Below are 18,006 nucleotides of genomic sequence, written 5' to 3'. Positions count from 1 at the left end.
AGGAGCCCACCATGATCTGGACCGTATACCTTTCCGGCGAAATCCACACCGACTGGCGTGAGCAGATTGCTGCGGGTGCCGAGGCGGAGGGCCTGCCGGTTGAGTTCACCTCTGCCAACACCGACCACGAATCCAGCGATGCGGCGGGTGATTTCCTGGGCAAGCCGGAGAACAATTTCTGGCGGGATCACCAGTCGTCCAAGGTGAACGCCATTCGTACCAAGACCCTGCTGGAGCAATGTGACCTGGCGGTGATCCGTTTTGGCGACAAGTACAAACAGTGGAACGCGGCCTTCGACGCCGGCTACTGCGCCGCCATGGGCACCCCTTACATCACCCTGCACGATGAAGACATCGTGCACCCGCTCAAGGAAGTGGACGCGGCCGCAATGGCCTGGGCACAATCGCCGGAGCAGGTGGTTGAGCTGCTGAAGTATGTAACTGCTTAAAGCTAGCGACGTTCAGAGTACTGCAAACAGGATGTAAAAAAGGGCAAAGGAACATGCCACTCTTCACTACCGGCGGTGTCAGGGCAGCAGCCCTGGCACTCGGCCTGCTTTTTCTCGCGTTACTTGCTATTGATCCCGTTCGGGCCGCCGCCCGGCCGCCGGCCATTCCCCTGGCGAATGTCTACCACCCGGGTGTAAACCTTCAGGATTACTGGGTCAGTGAAAAGCTGGACGGTGTCCGGGCCTATTGGGATGGTGAGCAGCTCTGGTCCCGGGGTGGGCATGTTTACGCGGTACCACACTGGTTTACGGCGCAGTTTCCCCGGTATCCTCTGGATGGTGAGCTCTGGAGAGGTCGCGGGCGCTTTGCCGAGCTATCTGGGGTGGTGCGCAAGGTGCAGCCGGTGGATCAGGAGTGGCGTCAGGTGAGGTTTCACGTGTTTGACATGCCAGCTCCTGAAATGGTGTTCGAGCAGCGTTATCGCAAGCTGAAACAGCTGGTAGAGTCCTCTGGTTCTCCGTATCTGAAACTGGTGGAGCAACGCTCGGTTTCAAACCATGATGAACTGAAGGCACGGCTTGAACAGGTTGTCTCAGCCGGTGCTGAAGGGTTGATGCTGAAGCGCAGAAACAGCCTGTATCGGGCTGGTCGTTCAGACGATCTGCTCAAGGTGAAAACCCATGAGGACGCCGAAGCCCGAGTGGTTGGCCTCGTGCCGGGCAAGGGCAAGTATGAGGGCTTGATGGGTGCCCTGAAAGTTGAGCTGGCGGATGGCCGGCGGTTTCGCATCGGGACCGGGTTTACCGATGTCGACAGGGGGGATCCGCCGGCGATTGGCTCGATGATCACCTTCCGCTACCGTGGTCTGACCGCCACCGGTTTGCCGAGATTTGCCAGCTTTCTTCGGGTCCGGAATGATGAACCGGTGCCGAAGGCCGATTAGGGCGAGATGGCCTTGCTACTCTGGGCCAGCTCCTCCAGCGTGCTGTATTCACATTCCAGTTCAGCGATGAAGGTGCGGGCCGAATCGGTCAGGATATTATCATCCCGCAGCAACCGACGGCCCAGCAGCACCGGGTACGAAAATTTGCCCCGGTCGGTGAGGGAGAATTGGGTTTCATGGACCTTGCCGCCGAGGCAGAAGTCCATTTTTACCACGTAGCGCCGCTGGGAGGGGGCACCCTTGCGTTTGATTAGTACGGTGCGATAGACCGGTCGCTCAAATTCCAGAATCACTTCGTCGTGCTTCAGCTCACCCTCGCTGGGCTGGTCTTCGTGGTCACCCAGAGGCAGCTGAAAGCGTACCCAGTCCTCGCTGTCTTTCTCGAAAGGTTCCACGTTCACAGCATGCAGAGATGAGGTCTTGGCGCCGGTATCAAGGCGTGCCTTTAACCGGATTCCGGTCTCGCCCATCACCACCCACTCCACAAAGCCCATCACTTCCGGCTCCGCCGATGCTTGTGACTGACTCTCGGCCGTGGCCGGGCTGGCAGAGAACAGGAGGCTGGTCAGGGTCAGGGCGATGACAGCAGATCTCATGGGATGCTTCCTCTGGCTGGTCAGTGTGAAAAATGGAGCGGCACGGGCCGGTCTGTTGCTGTGCAATTCCCGGAAGGTTATCAGGGTCGATCGCCTGTAGCCCTTTCGGGCAGATTAACAAACCGTGAGCCTGTCTCGCCGGATTTGCTCCGGGGCCGCCATTCTGGCCCGAAAATGGCCAGTGTAATGCACCGCGAAGGGCGTACACTGAAAATACACACGGGAGACTAACCATGGTGTCTGTTCCTTCCGCTGGGCGAGTCCAGCAACACATTTCGGCCATTGCCAGCGGCTTTCTTGGAGACTGGCTGGAACACCGCGGCAATCCGCTGGCGGTGCCGATGACGGTGTTTGCCGATGGCGAAGCGCTGGATCTGCAGAATCCCCAGCCCGCAGCGCCGGGCAGTGTGCTTTGCCTGTCCATCCATGGGTTGATGGAGCTGGAATCGGTGTGGGACTTTCCAGCCAAGCCCGATGAACACTATGGTACTCACCTTGCCAACAGGTTGGGCGATACCTCGGCCCTCAAACTCCGTTTCAATACCGGCCGGCCCATTTACCGTAACGGCCAGGACCTTGCCGCATTGTTGGAGCGGCTGGTAACCAACTGGCCGGTGCCGGTAAAACGACTTGTTCTGATCGGCCACAGCATGGGAGGCTTGCTGATTCGCAGTGCCTGTCATTACGGGGCTGCGAATGATCACCGCTGGGCCAGCCTGAACCCGGATTGTGTGTACATCGGCTCCCCCCACGACGGCTCCTGGCTAGCGGTTGGCGCCCACAAAGCGGCAGGCTGGCTGAATCGGGTGCCCCGGGATTACCTGAAAGTGGTGGGCGAGGTGATTGACCTTCGCAGCGAGGGTATCCGCAACTTGTCCCGGGGGGATGTGTTTGAACCGGGAACCTCGGATCAACCGCTGTTGCAGGGTGCACGGCATTACGTGATCAGCGGACTGCTCGCCAAGGGCCAACAGCACCCTGTGAACGTTCTGTTTGGCGATGCCCTGGTGCACCAATCCAGCGCCCGTGGTGAACGCCGTGAAGGCTGGGAACTGGCGGGCATCGCCAATTTTCCCGGTGTTGACCATATTCGCCTGGCCCATCACCCCTTGGTGAGTCAGCAATTGCAGGAGTGGCTGTCATGAAAGGACCGGATAACAATACCCACTGGTGGCTGGGTGTGGCGGAGCTGGTGGCCCAGGGCATGCATCACGGCGCGGTGAAGTTGAAGCGTGTGCACCTTTCCATTGCCGACGAGAGTTTTCGGGTGCTGGACGCCATTCCGGTCACTCGGCCCGGCAGCCGGCTTGTTCGGGTGTGCCACCATGGTATCGCCAGAGTCAGCTACGACAGCGTGTCGCTGGCCGGTCGTGTGGTTGCCGAAGGGGTCGCGTCTGCCGGGGCGCGGTTGTCGATGTATCGGCAAGACCTGTCTGAAATATGAGTTAGTCTGTTTGTTGGCGCCGGCTGTCATTGGCTTGCACGGCGGGAAGAACCTCCAGGCGGTTGCGGCCGTTACGCTTGGCGGTGTACAGGGCCTGGTCGGCCAGTCGGAGATATTCCGCAGATGTGTGCTCTGGAGTTGGAAGCCCCAACGCCAGGCCAATGCTGACGGTCAGATCAATCCCTTTATCCTTGCAGGTATCACAGCGCCGGTTTGCGACTTCCTCGCGGAACCGGTTCAATCGAGCCTTTATGTCATCTGCATCCTGATAACTGGTAAACATCACGAATTCTTCACCACCAAACCGTGCCAGGCGGTCCGTGTCTCGTCGGAAATGTTCCCGCATGGTGTTTGCCAGGGATTCCAGGCACCGGTCACCGGCCTCATGCCCCCAATTATCGTTGATCTTCTTGAAGTGGTCCGCGTCGACCATGGCTACCGCAAAGCCGGTCTGGTGCCGCAGGCACCATTGAAAGCTGTTGGAGAACTCCCGGTCGAAGTAGGTGCGGTTGCCCAGGCCTGTGAGGTTATCGGTCACACTCAGGCGGGACAGGGCGGTATTGGCCTCGGCAAGCTCCCGATTGAGACGGCCGAGTTTCCGATTCCAGTAGACCAACAGGGCGGTGGCCAGCAGGCCAAGCGAAAGTATTTGCCAGAACCGGGTATAGTCCACGCGTTCCTCGATTCGCAGGTTGCGCCAGGTGCTTTCAAGCTGAGAGCGCTCTGCAGGTGTCAGGCTCAACACCAGTTTCTGCATTATTCCGTGCAGTGTCGGTTCGTCATTGCGGGTGCCAATCGCCAGTGACCAGTCGGCGGGCACCCGGCCAATCACCTTCAGGTCCGCCAAGCCCATTGACTGCATGTAGTAACTGGCGGTGGCCAGTGTAGTGACATAGCCGATCAGCTCTCGGTTCTGAAGTTTTCTCAGGCCTTCTTGCTCTGACTCTACGGTAACCAGCTGCAAGGATGGATTGCGTTTGCGCAACAACTCGGCAAACGCGTAGCCTTCCACAATGCCAACGCGGCCACCCTCCAGCTCGTTGAGACGCTGAATGAATGGGGCCTCAATACGGCCAATCACCACGCTCGGCACTTCCAGATAGGGTGAGGTGAAATCCAGATATGCGGACCTTTCCGGTGTGCGCATGGCCATCGGGAACATGTCGCAACGCCGATCCTTCGCCGCGGCAATGGCTTCCTGCCAGTTGCTGGTGGGCACCAGACGGAAACGCAGGTTACCTCGTTGGCTGAACAGCTCAAGCACCTCTGCGGCCAGGCCGGTGTGTTTGCCGTCCCTTACACCTTCCAGGGGCATCCAGTCCGGATCTGCGCAGATGCGAATTTCCCGATTCCGTTGTTCCAGCCATAGGGACTCGGTGTCTGTCCAGTTCACCAGTTCCGCTGTGTTCAGCGAGGGCTGGTTGCTGGCGCCGAGCCAGCGGGTTTCGATCACCTGTTGTTCCGTTGGTGTAATGCTGGTCAGTGCCTGATTCAGGATGTCTGCCAGCGGCGCCAGAGCCGGTCTCACCCCGAAGCGAAGGTCTTCACCACTGAAACCCGGGAGTTGAAGTTCTCCGGCGATTCGGGTGCCACTGATACCCAGTTGCCGGATCCAGTAATTGCCCGAATGCAGGGCTCCGATAACGACATCCACATCGCCGCTCGCCAATGCCTGGAACATGGGTTGCTGTGAGTGGAAGCTGAGCAATGTGCCGTTACTCAGCAGTTGCCGAAGGGTTTCCTCATAGTAGATGCCCGCGCCCAGTCCAACCCGATAGTGCTTCAGGTCCTCGAGATTTTGGTAATTGAGACTCTCATCCTGGGTAAAGATGACGTTGGGAATGATGTGATAGGGCGAGGTGAAGTGGGCGAAGGACTCCCGTTCCGGGCGGTGGGACATGTTGGCCATGACATCAATATCGCCGTTCTTGAGCATGGGAATCAGCTTGTTCCACTGACTGCTGACAGGAATGGCCTGCAGCCCCGTCAGGTCAACCAGACGGTTCATAATATCAACGCTCAGGCCTCTGACCCGCCCGCCGTCGGTGAAACTGAACGGCGCATAATCATCCATGAATCCGACCCGAACCGGCCCCAGACTCGCCAGGTACTGTCGTTGTTGCGAATTGAGGGCCAGCTCTGTACCTGTGGAACCGGTCAAACCGCCAAACTCCTGCCAACGCTGCAGCAGTTGCTGCAGTTTTTCCTCCGGTACGGCATTCAGCCCGGCCTGAATCTGATTGAACAGGCTCAGGTTGTCGGTGAGAACACCAATACGGAAATCCTCCCCGGAGTATTGTTGCAGCGGCGCCGGGCCCAGCAGTTCCAGGAAGCGGAAACCGGCCTGGTTGGCCAGATACTCCATAGTGAGTTTGGGGCCCACAGCAATGTCGATCCAGCCAAAGGCCAGTGCCCTTACAACGCTCGTCAGGGAGTCGTAGGTGGTCAGTGAAATGCCGGCGTCGGCGAATTCGCTGCGGTAGAAAATGTCCTCTACCATGCCAACGCGAAGGCCTTGTAAGTCGTCCAGCGCCTCAATCGTGGGAGTCGGGCGGGCGCTGTCATGCATCAGGTAGATTTCGCGGTAGTGATAAGGTTCGGAGAACAGGACCTTTTCAGCACGATCCGGGCGCCAGGAAATACCGTCTATCGCATCCAGATCGCCGCGCAGGAAGGCCGCATAGATGTCTGGCCAGCTACCGGCACGAAAATCAAAGACCAGGTTGCTGTTGCTGGCCACTTCCCGAAGGACGTCAATGGAGAACCCGGCTGGATTGCGACCTTTAAAAAAAGTGTAGGGTTCGTTGTCGGCCACCACGCCAATTGTGACCACGGGAGAAAGGCTCTCCGGCTCTTCCGCCCGGGCTGCAAACGTCAGCACCGCAATCGTTAGTGTGGCCAGCGTTAGCCAGGCAGCACAGAATTTTCGCTGGGGCGGTTGAGGCAGGCGGCTTTGCAAGGTATACCTTCCCTGTGAATAACAGTGCCAGTGTAGTTGCAGATCGTAACCTTTGACATGGGTGTGTGGCTATATTGAATACATATTCAGGCTATGAAACGGCACACCTTTGATGGAGTAGGGGAATGACAGAAACGGGTTTTGACTGGCAGCAGGTTCCGGCCGCGGTATGGCGCCGGCATCGCTCCGGCCTGAGGGCCATTCGTCGGCTGGATCCGGTCAGATGGGCTGATCTCACGGGTATTGACCGGCAGAAACAGGCGCTGGCCCGCAACACCGAACGCTTTCTGGCGGGGCAGCCCTCGAATAATGCGTTACTTTGGGGTTCCCGGGGCACCGGCAAGTCGTCCCTGATCAAGGCGTTGCTGAACCGTTACCAGGCTGATGGCCTGCGCATGATTGAAGTGGACAAGGATGATCTGGTCAACCTGCCAGAGATTGTCGACGACATCTGCGAGCTGCCGTACCGCTTTGTGATCTTCTGTGATGACCTGTCGTTTGATGTGGGGGAGTCCGGTTATAAGGCCCTGAAAAGCGTGCTGGAGGGATCACTGGAGCTGCCCCCGGAGAACGTGCGGGTGTATGCCACCTCCAACCGCCGGCACCTGATGCCGGAGTTCATGAGTGACAACCTGAAAAGCGAGGTGCGCGACGGCGAGCTGCACCCGGCGGAGGCCATTGAAGAACAGGTCTCACTGGCAGACCGGTTCGGGTTGCAGCTGTCGTTCTATCCGTTTTCCCAGGATGTCTATCTGCAGGCGGTGGACGCGCTGTTTCCGGAGGTGGCAGACCGCTCGCAACTGCACCAGGAGGCCGTCCGGTTTGCCACCGGCAAAGGCGTCCGCAACGGCCGCACAGCGCAGCAGTTCTACCGGCAGTTCGCCGGCGACCCCAGATTCAGTTGAAGCCCGCTATTGCCGGCGGGCCATGCGGATAAACCGGTGGTGGATCATCCGGATGCCCAGGAACACCAGCACCATGATCACCGGGATGGCCACGCCCAGCACCAGGGATTTGTTGAACGCCAGGCCACTGTCCTGCAGCACGTCCAGGCCGAGCTTGAGCAGGCTGATCAGGTAGTAGGAGATCGCCACCACCGAGAAGCCTTCCACCGTGTGCTGCATCATCAACTGAATGCGGGAACGGCGGTCCATGGAACTCAGCAACTGCTGATTCTGGCTCTGGATCGCCAATTCCACCCGGGTACGCATCATGTCGGAGGCGCGGTCCACCCGGCGGGACAGGTCTTCAAGGCGTTCTCCCACGGCTTCGCAGGTTTTCACGGCCGGTGTCAGCCGGCGGGTCATGAATTCGCTGATGGTCAGGTGGCCGGAGACTTCATCTTCCCGCAGTTCTTCCAGCCGGGTCAGCACCAGTTCGTGGTAGGCCCGGGTGGCGGCAAAGCGGAAGGTGGAATGGGCCCGGTAGGCTTCGATCCGGGCGGCAATGTGGGTCAATTCGGCCAGTATCTGTTGTTCGTCCAGGGATTCGTTATCCGCCAGGGACTGGGTGATGGTGGCCAGTTTGTGGTCCATGTCGTTCAGACTGGGCGTAATTTCCCTGGCCAGTGGCAGCGCCAGCAAAGACATCAAACGGTAGGTTTCAATCTCCATCAGGCGTTGTACCAGGCGGCCCAGCTGGCTATTGGACATCTTGTGATTGAGTACCATGAACCGGCCGAAATGGTCGCTGTGCAACTGGAACGAGCCCAGCACCCGGGCGGCGCCTTCCTGTGGGCTGCTGCCAATGAGGCGCATACCTTCGAAATACTTGCGCATGAACGCCAGTTCGCTGCGGGCGTCCTCTTCTGACGGGCGCACCTCAATGTGGAAGGCCCCGACAATGGTGCCGTCCAGCTGTTCCAGCCAACCCTCAGGTAATGAGCTGATGCCGGTCTCGGCAAACGGGTCGGCACTGGAAACGTCCAGATTGGTGAAGGTGTAGGAGGCAAACTCCATATGTACTTCACGCCGGACTCGCAGCTTGCCAAAGTTGTGCTCATAGCAGCTGACTTCCTGTTCCGGCCAGGGCTCGCCCAGCAGGCGGTGCAGACGCTGAAGATGCGCGAACTGTGTTCGGCGCTGCTCCGGTGTGACCAGCACGGCAATGTGGGTCACCCGGGCGGTGGAGGGTATCACTTGAAAGGGGCGTGAGTGCAGTTCCTGGTAAAGGTCTGCCCGCAAGGGATGAAAATCCAGGGATGACGTTTCGGCACTCACAATGTTGATCCTGTTTCCGGGCGGTATACCGGGATGATAACCCGGAAGCTCACCCCGTCAATGCCACCTTCGCGGGTGTTTCGGGCCTCCACATAGCCACCATGGTAGTCGGCAATAAGACGTACGATCAGCAACCCCTGCCCCAGGTGCCCCTCGCTCTGGCCCTGGCGCTGGGAGACAAAGGCGCCAAAAATATCCACGCCGGCGTGTTCCGGCAATTGCGAGCCTTCGTTGAACACACGCAATTGATAGTGGTCCGAATGGCGTCGCAGGCTGACCTCTATGGCGCCGCCTTCGGGGGTAAAATCCCGGGCGTTATCCACCAGCTTGTCGAGCATTTGCACCAGCATTTCCGGTGAGCCCATCAGAGGGCATTCCGCTTCGGGAATCTGGTAACGGATCTGGTGGTCGGCATCCAGTTGTTGGTACGCCGCAGTGGCTTGCGCGACCACCTCGGACAGGTCGAACTGTTCTTTGTCGGCCTGGTCGAAGCTCTGCTCGAGCCGTGCAGCCTCACTCATGCTGTTGAGAATTCGGCGCAGCCGCTCGGTGGCCCCGGCGGCCCGTTCCAGGTATTGCTGCCGTTCCTGCTCGGAGCTGTTATGAGCGAGGTTCTCGAGGGACGATCTGACCACCGCCACGGGGGTTTTCAGCTCATGGGACAGCCGGCGGGAGAAACTCTCCAGATAGTGGTTGTAACTCTGCAACCGTTCCACCATCTGGCTGAAATGCTGCTGCAGTTGCCCCAGTTCATCCCGGGTTCTGGCGCTGGGCACCGGGCTCAGAATCCGGCCATCTTCGTCCACACTGGCGCTGACCAGGCGCTGCAGGCGGGCAATTCGCCAGGACAACCAACTGGCGTAACCCAGCAATACCAGGGTTAGCGCGAGAATGATCAGGAGGCTCCGGGCCAGGACACTGCCAAGGGCCGAGCCGGACACGGTCAGTAACTGATCAAGGGATTGTTCCAGTACCAGCGAGCGACCGCCAAACAGATCATGCTCGGTAGCCAGCCAGACCGAGCCGTCATTTCGCCTGACCAGATGGTTGTCTGGCAGACCACCGGTGATCAGCCGGTGCCCGGTTTCTGCCAACGGTGTCGGTTCTGGCTGGTAGAGCCGAATCAGCGCTCGCAAAGCGTTCAGTGTGATTTTCTCAAGCACTTGCACGGGGGACAGGTCATCAAAATCCGGGCCTTGGCCCGTGGCCGGATGCCGGTGATGGGCAACTATCCAACCCGCCGGCTCAACCACGGTGACTTGCTGGCCGTCACCGAGTTGGTCCGCCAAGGCCCGTTCCAGCTCCGGGATTCGTTGCACCAGTGGGGGTGGTGGCTCAATACCGGTGCCGGGTACTGACGACTCCTGGCCTCCCAGGGTCACCTGGAAGCCCAGCAAGCTGCCCCGCGCAGGCTGCGGCATCTGCAGCTCCAGCTGCCAGCCAGCCCCCCGATCCCGCCAGGCACCCTGAACCCGATAATCCGGAGTTTGCTGGCGGTCTTCCCGAATGGCATTCACGCTGCCCGGTGCTGAGGTTCGTAGTGTCCAGCGTTGCCGTGGCACCGGCTGTTGCAGGTCGGTGATCGGCGGTTGCAGCACCAGCTCAAAGCGATCGTGGGGTTGGTCAGGCCGGTTCTGCTGAAACAGTTGCATGGCCTGGTTCTGCATCTGGACCAGCAGGAACAGGTGTCGGCCATCACTGGCGGCCTGCCATCGCAGATGGGGTGCGCCGGGCACGGGCAGGGGCTCAGCCGGTTGCCAGGGCTGTAGGTGATCGGGCTCATCGTAACCGGGCCAGTCGTCGGCATGGCCGTCGGGTTTGATCGGTGTTTCTGCCGGGCTGGCGTAGAGCGCGTTCGGGGTGGCGATGGTGGGTTGCCCCAGCAGCAGGTCGCCGGCCAGGTTTGCCATCCGCTGGCCCCGCTCCTGGAGCTGTTGTAGGGCCTGTTGGCGCAGGGCGTCATCCAGTTCCAGCACAAACTTCAGCCCGGCCCAGGGGATCAGCAGCATCAGCAGGCTGGCGAGAAACAGCTGGCGTTTAAGGCTCAAGGTCAGACCTCACGGGCATTCCAGCGGTAACCCATGCCGTAGGCGGTCTGAATGCCATCAAAGCTGCTGTCCAGCTGGCTGAATTTACGCCGGATGCGTTTGATATGGGAGGTCACCGTGTTGTCATCCAGTACCGTGCTGGCGGATTCCATCAGCTGGTCCCGGCTGCGAACGTGGCCGGGATGCTGAACCAGGCTGTGCAGCATCCAGAATTCGGTTACCGTCAAGTCCACCGGCTGGTTGTCCCAGGACACGGTCATGCGGTCGACGTTGAGCGACAGCCGGCCCCGGTGCAGCAGCTCATCCGGCTTCTGCAGCGCCTCAGCCCAGGCATCGGCCCGGCGCAGCAGGGCAGTAATCCGGGCCAGCAGGTGGTCCAGGCTCATGTCTTTGGTGACGTAATCGTCTGCGCCCAGGCGCAGGCCGTGCACCGAGTCGATATCGCTGTCCCGGGCGGTCAGGAAGATAATCGGCAAGGTGGCAGACTGTGACCGAAGGTCCTGGCACAGAGCAAAGCCGCCTTCCGGCTCGTCTCCGAGCCCGACATCGATAATGGCCAGGTCTGGCAACGCCTGGCGCAGCACCTGCCAGGCCGATGGCCGGTCTCCATAGGCAGATACCCGGTAACCCCGGCGCTCGAACGCCGCCCGGTAGTTATCGCGAATGCCTGCTTCGTCTTCAATCAGAACAATGTGTTTTTTCATGAGTGATGCTGTTCAGCAAGATGTGTTGCCATTAAACCATGCTCCTTGTGCGGCACAAGTCGATGCCGCGGGATTGCCATAATTCATCATTTTCTATCGCCAGCTTGCCCGTTTCTGCCACGGCAGGGCCCATTCAGGCTGTTGCAATGGCATCACTAATTTCCACAAAAAGGATGTCGTGATGATGTTGCTATCGCTGCTTGCCAATCCGGCCGTACGGCCCGACCTGTTCACTGCCCGCCGGGCGAAGCCAGCCGCTAAACAATCCAGGTGGTTGCGGATGGCCGAGGGTATCAGCCTCTGGTTGGCGGTTCTGCTGATGTTGTTTGTCCATCCCCTGTATGCGGAGGCGCGTCAGATGGACATGGAACAGCCGGGTCAACTGTACCTGATGAATGATCAAAGTGCCCGGCAGCAGCCGGCCCTGATTCTGGACAGTGACTTCCGGGTTCATGTGTCTGGCCTGCTGGCGGAGACCAGGCTGACCAGGGTTTTTCGTAATACCAGCGATCAGTGGCAGGAGGGGATTTTCGTGTTCCCGTTACCCGACAAGGCCACGGTGTTCGGGCTACGCATGACCATTGGCGAGCGTGAAATCGTGGGCCACATCGAGCCCAAAGCCAAGGCCCGCCAAACCTATGAGCGGGCCAGGCAGGCCGGGCAGCATGCAGCTACTCTGGAGCAGCATCGCCCGAACCTGTTCACCAGCCGGGTAGCCAATATCCCGCCAGGCGAGAGTGTGCAGGTGGAGATCCGTTACCAGCAACCGGTGGCCTACAAGCACGGTGAATTCGAGCTTCGGTTGCCCGCCACACTGACTCCCCGTTATATGCCAGGCGAACCGCTGGCGGAAACGCAAGGCCCGTGGCAGTCGGGTTGGGCGCTGGCCACCACAGAGGTTGCCGACGCCCACGAAATCAGTCCGTTTACCGTTCGCCCCAAGGACGTTGATGGCGGCAGCCACCGGGCCAGAATCGGAATAGAGATCGAAAGCGGCCTGGCTCTGGCGGATGTCTCCAGCCCAAGCCATCGACTGTACACAGAGCTAGACGGTGCCAGGGCGACGGTGAGGACGGAACAGGAAAAGGTGCTCATGGACCGCGATGTGATCGTCAGGTGGCGCCCGGTGGCTGGCAGTGAGCCAAAAGCGGCGGTGTTTCACCAGACCTGGCAGGGTGAGGATTATCTGATGGCCATGGTGCTGCCGCCGGAAACCGTCGGGCCAATGCTGCGTCGGGAGCTTGTCTTCGTTATTGATACCTCGGGTTCCATGGCGGGGGATTCAATCGCCCAGGCCCGTTCTGCCCTGCTGAAGGGGCTGGAAACCCTGCGCCCCGGTGATTCGTTCAATGTGATCCAGTTTAATAGCCAGGCCCATGCCCTGTTCGCCCAGCCTGTGCCGGCAGAAGGCCATTACCTGGCCCGGGCCCGGCGTTATGTCCAGGATTTGCGGGCCAATGGCGGTACCGAAATGGCGGGTGCCCTGTCGCTGGCGTTGGGAATGGACTCTGTCCCGGGTGGTGAACGGGTGCGCCAGGTGGTGTTTATCACCGACGGTGCCGTGGGCAATGAGTCTGCCCTGTTTAACCAGATCCGCTCGGGTTTGACGGACCGAAGACTGTTTACCGTGGGGATTGGTTCTGCTCCCAATATGCACTTTTTGCGGGAAGCGGCCCGGTGGGGCCGGGGTGAGTTTACTGCAATTCACTCAGGCGCCGAGGTAGACCGGGCCCTGAACCGTCTGTTTGCCGCCATGGAGGCACCGGTGCTGACCAATCTGGACGTCCGCTGGCCGGATCAGGGGCAGCCTTTGGAGCCAGTACCGGCCAGGCCCGGGGATCTGTTTCGCGGCACGCCGTTGGTCCAGGTAGTCCGGGGGCTGCCGGCAGCAGGGCAGTTGCAGGTTTCCGGCCAGTTGCCCGGAGGCCGTCGCTGGTCCACATCTCTGGACCTGGCCCAGGCGGCGCCCGCCAGTGGTTTGAATCGTCACTGGGCCCGCGGCCGGATTGATGAGCTGACCGATGCCGCCCGGCTTCAGGGTCAGACGCCGGATGAGCAGCAGATCACTGAGCTGTCGGTTCGCCATAGCGTGATTTCTCCATTCACCAGCTTTGTGGTGGTGGAGCAGCGCCAGGCTCGTCCGGAAACCGAAAGCGCAGGGTCGCAGAGCATACCCACCCTGCTGCCGGCAGGTAGCCAGCCCGGTATGCTCAGGTACCCCCAGACAGCCACATTCGCACCGTTGTTCACTGCGCTGGGTTTGCTGGGGCTGATGTTTTCCCTGGCGATTGCCATGCTGAACCGGAGGTCATCCCTGTGAGCCGCCTGCTGCTGTTGCTGTTCGGCTGTTCCGCCACGGTGCTCATGTTTGGGCTGTGGATTCCCTTCAAGGCGCTGGTGGCACAGGAGCTGCTGGCACTTGCCTGGGCGGAAACCCAGGCCCGTCAGGTTCAGGCCCGGCCCTGGCCCTGGGCGGATACCTGGCCAGTGGCCAGGCTGGAAATGCCTGAATTGGACGTGTCGATGATCGTGTTGGATGGCCTGCATGGCGAAAGCCTGGCCTTCGGGCCAGGCCGGGTGGTGGCCGGTGCCGACGGGCCGGTGATTCTGGCCGGACACCGGGACACTCACTTCAGCCACCTCCAACATCTCGCTCCGGGCAACCCGGTCAGATTGCAAGGCCAGGATCAGCATTGGCAGGACTATCGGGTGACCAGTATCCGGGTAGTGGACAGTCGTAAGGAGCTAATTAACACTCATGCGTTGGCGGCCGGCACCCTGCTGTTGGTTACCTGCTATCCCTTCAATTCCATAGATGCCCGTGGCCCTCTGCGCTATGTGGTTGAAGCCCATCCCGTTTACGCACTCGAACAAAAGGATACTGTTGCCGCGCTTTAGGTTTGGCGTACACTTGTGCGCCAAGTGAGTCTCAACGGAAAGGCAGTATGGCAGTGGTAAGAAAAATCCTGGCGTGGATCAGCGTGCCAGTCTTGTGCCTTCTGGCATTGATGTTATACCTGGCCCGGCCGTTCAACCCGGATAATAACCGTCTGCTGGGCTGGATTGTCGCCCGGGTAGGGCGTTGTTTGCTGGGCATGAAGCGCCCCCTGTACGGGGCTGAGAACATGCCGCAGGACAGGCCAACGGTGATCATCGCTAACCACCAACAGAACGACGACCTGTTCCTGATGGGTGACTTACTACCGCCGCGCACGGTGGCGGTAGGTAAGTCCTCATTGGTCTGGGTGCCGTTCTTTGGCCAGGTATTCTGGCTGGGTGGCAACATCATTCTGAACCGCGGTCGGTCCCGAAAAGCGGTGGCGGTGATGGAGGCCACCAGTGAGGCGATCAACCAGCAGCGTAAAAGTATCTGGGTATTCCCGGAAGGCACCCGTAGCCGTGGCCGTGGCCTGGGAAGCTTCAAGAAAGGTGCGTTTCACACTGCCATTGCCGCCGGTGCCCCCATTACCATGGTGTGTGCCGGTGAGTATCACGGCAAAACACGAGGCTGGTCTGGTCGCAGGGAGCCCGTCCCGATGCGGATTCTTCCTCCTGTCGAAACCCAGGGGCTGACCTCTGCCGATGTACCCGAGCTGATCGCCCGGTGCCACCAACAGATGTCGGAAGCCATCACAGGGCTGGCACGAACTCCCGGAACTGCTTGAATGGCCGTGAAAAACAGGGCAGTCTTCTGAACAGGATTACATTCTGAACTGGTAAACCTTGGGAGAACGCGGAGATGAGCCTGATCTGGTTTCTGATCATCGGTGGTCTTGCCGGCTGGCTGGCCGGCCTGATTATGAAAGGCAAGGGCTTTGGTGTACTGGCCAATATCGGTATCGGTATTGTCGGTTCGGTGATTGGCGGCGTGCTGTTTGGCGTGCTGGGGCTGGCGGTAAAGAGCATGGTCGGTGAGCTGGTCACAGCGACGGTCGGTGCGGTACTGCTGTTGGCGGTGGTTAACAAGATCAAGCAGGGCTGACATGATTGTACCCGTTACCGCTGTGTTCGCGGCCGTCCTCGGTTTGTTGTTGCTGGTGTTGTCCGGCCAGGTGGTGAAATACCGGCTGAAGTACCGGAAAGGTCTGGGCGTGAACGATGATGTGGAGTTTGAGGCAGCGGTGCGCGCCCACGCTAACCTGGTCGAATATGCTCCCATTGGCCTGATCATGCTGGCGATTGCCGAGCTGAACGGTGTTGCTTCGGGTTTGATCTACTGGACCGGCATGGCGCTGGTCGTGGGCCGCATTCTCCATGCCTGGGGCATGATCAACGGCAAGGGGGGGCCCCACAAGGCCCGTATGATCGGTATCCTGTTAACCTGGCTGGCGATCCTGGTGGCGGCGTTGCTGTTACTTTGGAACGTCTGGCAGGTGTACGGCTGACCAAGCCGGCAGCGATTGCTTAAACGGGGCCTGTTGGCCCCGTTTGTGTTTGTACCGGGTGCTCAGAGTGCTCGGGCAATGTCCATGGTCAGGTATTCCAGTTCCACCCGCCGGTTGGCTGCGTGGTCTTCCGGCCGGGTCAAGGGGCGATCTGACCCCCAGGTGGCCAGCACAATGGCGGACTGGTGAACACCTTCGCGCATGAGCAGGCGGGCAACGGAGTTGGCCCTCAGGCGAGCCAGGAACCGGTTATATTCTTCCGAGCCAAAGCGGTCGGCGTGGCCATGGATTCTTACCCGCACCCCCGGGTGGTTCTTCAGGTAGGTTGCATGTTGCTTCAAAACCTCGATGTCACCGGCATCCGGGGTGTGTTTGTTGAAGCCATAGTGAAAGCGGGTGCGGTGAGGACGCTTTCCGTCTTGCGAAGGCTGGCCTGCCATGCCACCGAATGCCAGTGCGGCCTTCGCCAGCAGGTCAGGGTTGTCCAGAACTAGTACGGTCATGTGCAGTATCCTCGAGTCCAGAATCCGGTTTTTGTTGTTATCGCTACCCCAATATTGTTGGTTGAAGCAATAACGGCAATTGGCGAATGGTCGATAGGCACCGGAAGTGAGTGGTTACCGATTGAATGGCATTTGTGTGACTGTGTGATGACACCCATGGTTGTGTGCTGCGCCACAATTCCCGTTGCAGACCTTTGATTTCTGCTCGCCAGGTGTCATTACACCGGGAAAAGAAGTCGCTGCTGTGGTAAAAAGCAGCTTTTCAGGGACAGATTGTGATGAATTGTGACCGCCCATGCTGATTATTCCTGCCGAGAACGCCGTTAACTGGAAACGCCCGCCTTGGGTAACCCTCAGCCTGATGATGGTTTGCCTGCTGGTCTTCCTGTTTTATCAGGGTGGTGACGACCGCAAGTTTGAAGCCGCCCTGGAACAGTATCTGGATGCCGACCTGCTGACGCTCGAAGCACCGGCCTATGAAGACTACCTGCAACGGGAAATCCGGTTTTCTGGTGATGCCCAGAGTGTGCTGGAGCTTCAGGAATTCCAGCAACTGCAGGAGGACAACGAGACCTTCTGGCTGGCAGCCACCCTGTTGGTGGACCGGGAGTTCTACCAGTATCTGCAAGAAAACCGGGACCTGATCTGGGCGCCGGCTGAGCGAAGTCACTGGCTGGAACAGCGGGTTTCCATCGACGAACAGTGGCTGTCTCGCATGAGTGCCTATCAGTTGGGACTTATCCCGGCGGAATTGTCGCTTTACAGCCTGATTACCTACCAGTTTCTGCACGGTGGCTGGGGCCATATCATCGGTAACCTGCTGTTCCTGTTCCTGCTTGGCTTTACCGTCGAGAAAGCCCTGGGGCCGGGCCGTTACCTGATGGCCTACCTGGCCTGCGGTGCGTTATCTGGTTTGATGTACACCGGCTTCTCCATGGGCAGTCAGATTCCTCTGGTGGGCGCGTCTGGCTCCATTTCCGGTTTGATGGGCATGTATGTGGCCATATACGGCGTGCAGAGAATCCGGTTTTTCTACTTCCTGGTGGTCTATTTCAATTACTTCCGGGCCCCGGCCATCGCCCTGTTGCCGGTGTGGGTAGGCAAGGAAATCTACGATTACTGGTACGCCGGTTCTACCGGTATTGCCTATATGGCCCACGCTGGCGGGCTACTTGCCGGCGCTGGACTGGTCTGGCTGTTGGGTAAAAGCTGGCTGCAGGTAAAAGAAGAGTTTTTTGAACCCGAAGAAGATGAGCAGGACGCCCGCTTTACCTCGGCGTATGCCCAGGCCATGGCCAGCCTTGGGCGGATGGAGTTTGACCTGGCCTGGCGCCAGTTCGACGCGTTGCGGGAGCGCTACCCCGAGCGCACCATCGTGTTGGAACATCTGTACCAGCTGGCCAAACTGCGGCCAGACCTGCCAGCCTACCGGGACCTGTCCCGGGAACTGATGGCCGATGCCATGGCCCGACGGCAGCCAGAGCAAATGATCTCAGTATGGCAGGAATATCTGAGCAAGGGTGAGGCCCATCATCCGCTGGCGGTGGAAGACCATAACCGGGTAATGTTTGCCAGTCTCAAGCACCACGATTTGAAATCAGCGGAAAAGGCTTTTGAACGCATGCGCTCAACGGCGGATGTGGAAATGGTCAACGAGGCCTGCCGGTTGTTGCTGGCGGAGTTCGAGAAGCACCAGATGGAGCCAAAAGTCCGCCATTACCGCCAACTGCTCCAGAACACTCTCTGAAGCCTTAA

The 18,006-nt window shown here is 59.5% G+C and carries 17 protein-coding genes; 11 read left to right on the top strand and 6 right to left on the bottom strand.

From position 1 onward, the window contains the following. Positions 1-11 precede the first annotated feature (11 nt). Together ACTZWX_RS10295 and ACTZWX_RS10290 are read left to right on the top strand one after the other, a co-directional pair. Complete coding sequence (locus ACTZWX_RS10295; RefSeq protein WP_444713836.1) at positions 12-449, top strand: YtoQ family protein; 438 nt, start codon at positions 12-14, stop codon at positions 447-449. Between the two features lie 53 nt (positions 450-502). Then, a complete protein-coding gene (locus tag ACTZWX_RS10290) occupies positions 503-1,393 on the top strand; it encodes a DNA ligase (RefSeq protein ID WP_444713835.1) in 891 nt (296 codons plus the stop codon). Here the strand turns inward: ACTZWX_RS10290 and ACTZWX_RS10285 are convergent. After that, on the bottom strand, positions 1,390-1,989 hold the full coding sequence (locus tag ACTZWX_RS10285; RefSeq protein ID WP_444713834.1) for an ATP-dependent zinc protease family protein: 600 nt from the start codon (positions 1,987-1,989) through the stop codon (positions 1,390-1,392). The two genes, ACTZWX_RS10290 and ACTZWX_RS10285, sit on opposite strands and share 4 nt — an antisense overlap. A 233-nt stretch (positions 1,990-2,222) precedes the next feature. Between ACTZWX_RS10285 and ACTZWX_RS10280 the strand changes: the two genes are divergently transcribed. Beyond that, entirely contained in the window at positions 2,223-3,134 is a 912-nt protein-coding gene (locus ACTZWX_RS10280) for an esterase/lipase family protein (RefSeq protein WP_444713833.1), read from the top strand. Beyond that, the gene (locus ACTZWX_RS10275) at positions 3,131-3,433 is read left to right on the top strand and encodes a hypothetical protein (protein ID WP_444713832.1); all 303 of its coding nucleotides are present in this window, start codon (positions 3,131-3,133) and stop codon (positions 3,431-3,433) included. Before ACTZWX_RS10280 ends, ACTZWX_RS10275 begins: the two co-directional genes overlap by 4 nt. A gap of 1 nt (position 3,434) precedes the next feature. Here the strand turns inward: ACTZWX_RS10275 and ACTZWX_RS10270 are convergent, their stop codons facing one another. Continuing rightward, complete coding sequence (locus ACTZWX_RS10270; RefSeq protein WP_444713831.1) at positions 3,435-6,392, bottom strand: transporter substrate-binding domain-containing diguanylate cyclase; 2,958 nt, start codon at positions 6,390-6,392, stop codon at positions 3,435-3,437. A gap of 125 nt (positions 6,393-6,517) precedes the next feature. Between ACTZWX_RS10270 and ACTZWX_RS10265 the strand changes: the two genes are divergently transcribed. After that, positions 6,518-7,297 (top strand): ATP-binding protein, encoded by a 780-nt coding sequence (locus ACTZWX_RS10265; protein WP_342631372.1) that lies wholly within the window; start codon positions 6,518-6,520, stop codon positions 7,295-7,297. Between the two features lie 6 nt (positions 7,298-7,303). Here ACTZWX_RS10265 and ACTZWX_RS10260 read toward each other — a convergent pair whose 3' ends face one another. Genes ACTZWX_RS10260 through pdsR form a run of 3 tightly spaced genes read right to left on the bottom strand, consistent with a single transcriptional unit; the run spans position 7,304 to position 11,363 of the window. Then, positions 7,304-8,611: a DUF3422 family protein gene (locus tag ACTZWX_RS10260; RefSeq protein ID WP_342631371.1), complete on the bottom strand. Its 1,308-nt coding sequence runs from the start codon at positions 8,609-8,611 to the stop codon at positions 7,304-7,306. After that, positions 8,608-10,659: an ATP-binding protein gene (locus ACTZWX_RS10255; RefSeq protein WP_444713830.1), complete on the bottom strand. Its 2,052-nt coding sequence runs from the start codon at positions 10,657-10,659 to the stop codon at positions 8,608-8,610. Before ACTZWX_RS10255 ends, ACTZWX_RS10260 begins: the two co-directional genes overlap by 4 nt. Positions 10,660-10,661: 2 nt before the next feature. Further along, a complete protein-coding gene (gene pdsR, locus ACTZWX_RS10250) occupies positions 10,662-11,363 on the bottom strand; it encodes a proteobacterial dedicated sortase system response regulator (protein ID WP_342631369.1) in 702 nt (233 codons plus the stop codon). A gap of 181 nt (positions 11,364-11,544) precedes the next feature. Between pdsR and ACTZWX_RS10245 the strand changes: the two genes are divergently transcribed. From ACTZWX_RS10245 to ACTZWX_RS10225, 5 genes are all read left to right on the top strand, one after another. Continuing rightward, a complete protein-coding gene (locus tag ACTZWX_RS10245; protein ID WP_444713829.1) occupies positions 11,545-13,683 on the top strand; it encodes a marine proteobacterial sortase target protein in 2,139 nt (712 codons plus the stop codon). Continuing rightward, the gene (locus tag ACTZWX_RS10240; protein WP_342631367.1) at positions 13,680-14,261 is read left to right on the top strand and encodes a class GN sortase; all 582 of its coding nucleotides are present in this window, start codon (positions 13,680-13,682) and stop codon (positions 14,259-14,261) included. The genes ACTZWX_RS10245 and ACTZWX_RS10240 overlap by 4 nt, the downstream gene beginning before the upstream one ends. A 47-nt stretch (positions 14,262-14,308) precedes the next feature. Next, positions 14,309-15,028, top strand: a complete 720-nt coding sequence (locus ACTZWX_RS10235) for a lysophospholipid acyltransferase family protein (RefSeq protein WP_444713828.1) — start codon at positions 14,309-14,311, stop codon at positions 15,026-15,028. Between the two features lie 74 nt (positions 15,029-15,102). Further along, positions 15,103-15,345, top strand: coding sequence for a GlsB/YeaQ/YmgE family stress response membrane protein (locus tag ACTZWX_RS10230; RefSeq protein WP_061330921.1), 243 nt, complete (start codon positions 15,103-15,105; stop codon positions 15,343-15,345). A 1-nt stretch (position 15,346) separates the two neighbouring features. Next, entirely contained in the window at positions 15,347-15,748 is a 402-nt protein-coding gene (locus ACTZWX_RS10225; RefSeq protein ID WP_061330920.1) for an MAPEG family protein, read from the top strand. A gap of 62 nt (positions 15,749-15,810) precedes the next feature. On the opposite strand, the gene ACTZWX_RS10220 is transcribed toward ACTZWX_RS10225, so the two are convergent. Then, positions 15,811-16,251, bottom strand: coding sequence for an OmpA family protein (locus ACTZWX_RS10220; RefSeq protein WP_342631365.1), 441 nt, complete (start codon positions 16,249-16,251; stop codon positions 15,811-15,813). A 295-nt stretch (positions 16,252-16,546) separates the two neighbouring features. Between ACTZWX_RS10220 and ACTZWX_RS10215 the strand changes: the two genes are divergently transcribed. Continuing rightward, a complete protein-coding gene (locus ACTZWX_RS10215) occupies positions 16,547-17,998 on the top strand; it encodes a rhomboid family intramembrane serine protease (RefSeq protein ID WP_342631364.1) in 1,452 nt (483 codons plus the stop codon). The last annotated feature ends 8 nt before the right edge of the window (positions 17,999-18,006 follow it).

The sequence above is a fragment of the Marinobacter sp. NSM genome, assembly GCF_052380025.1.
GTDB lineage: Bacteria > Pseudomonadota > Gammaproteobacteria > Pseudomonadales > Oleiphilaceae > Marinobacter.
Note: the sequence above shows the minus strand (reverse complement) of the source record. Positions and strands in the feature narration are given on the sequence as shown.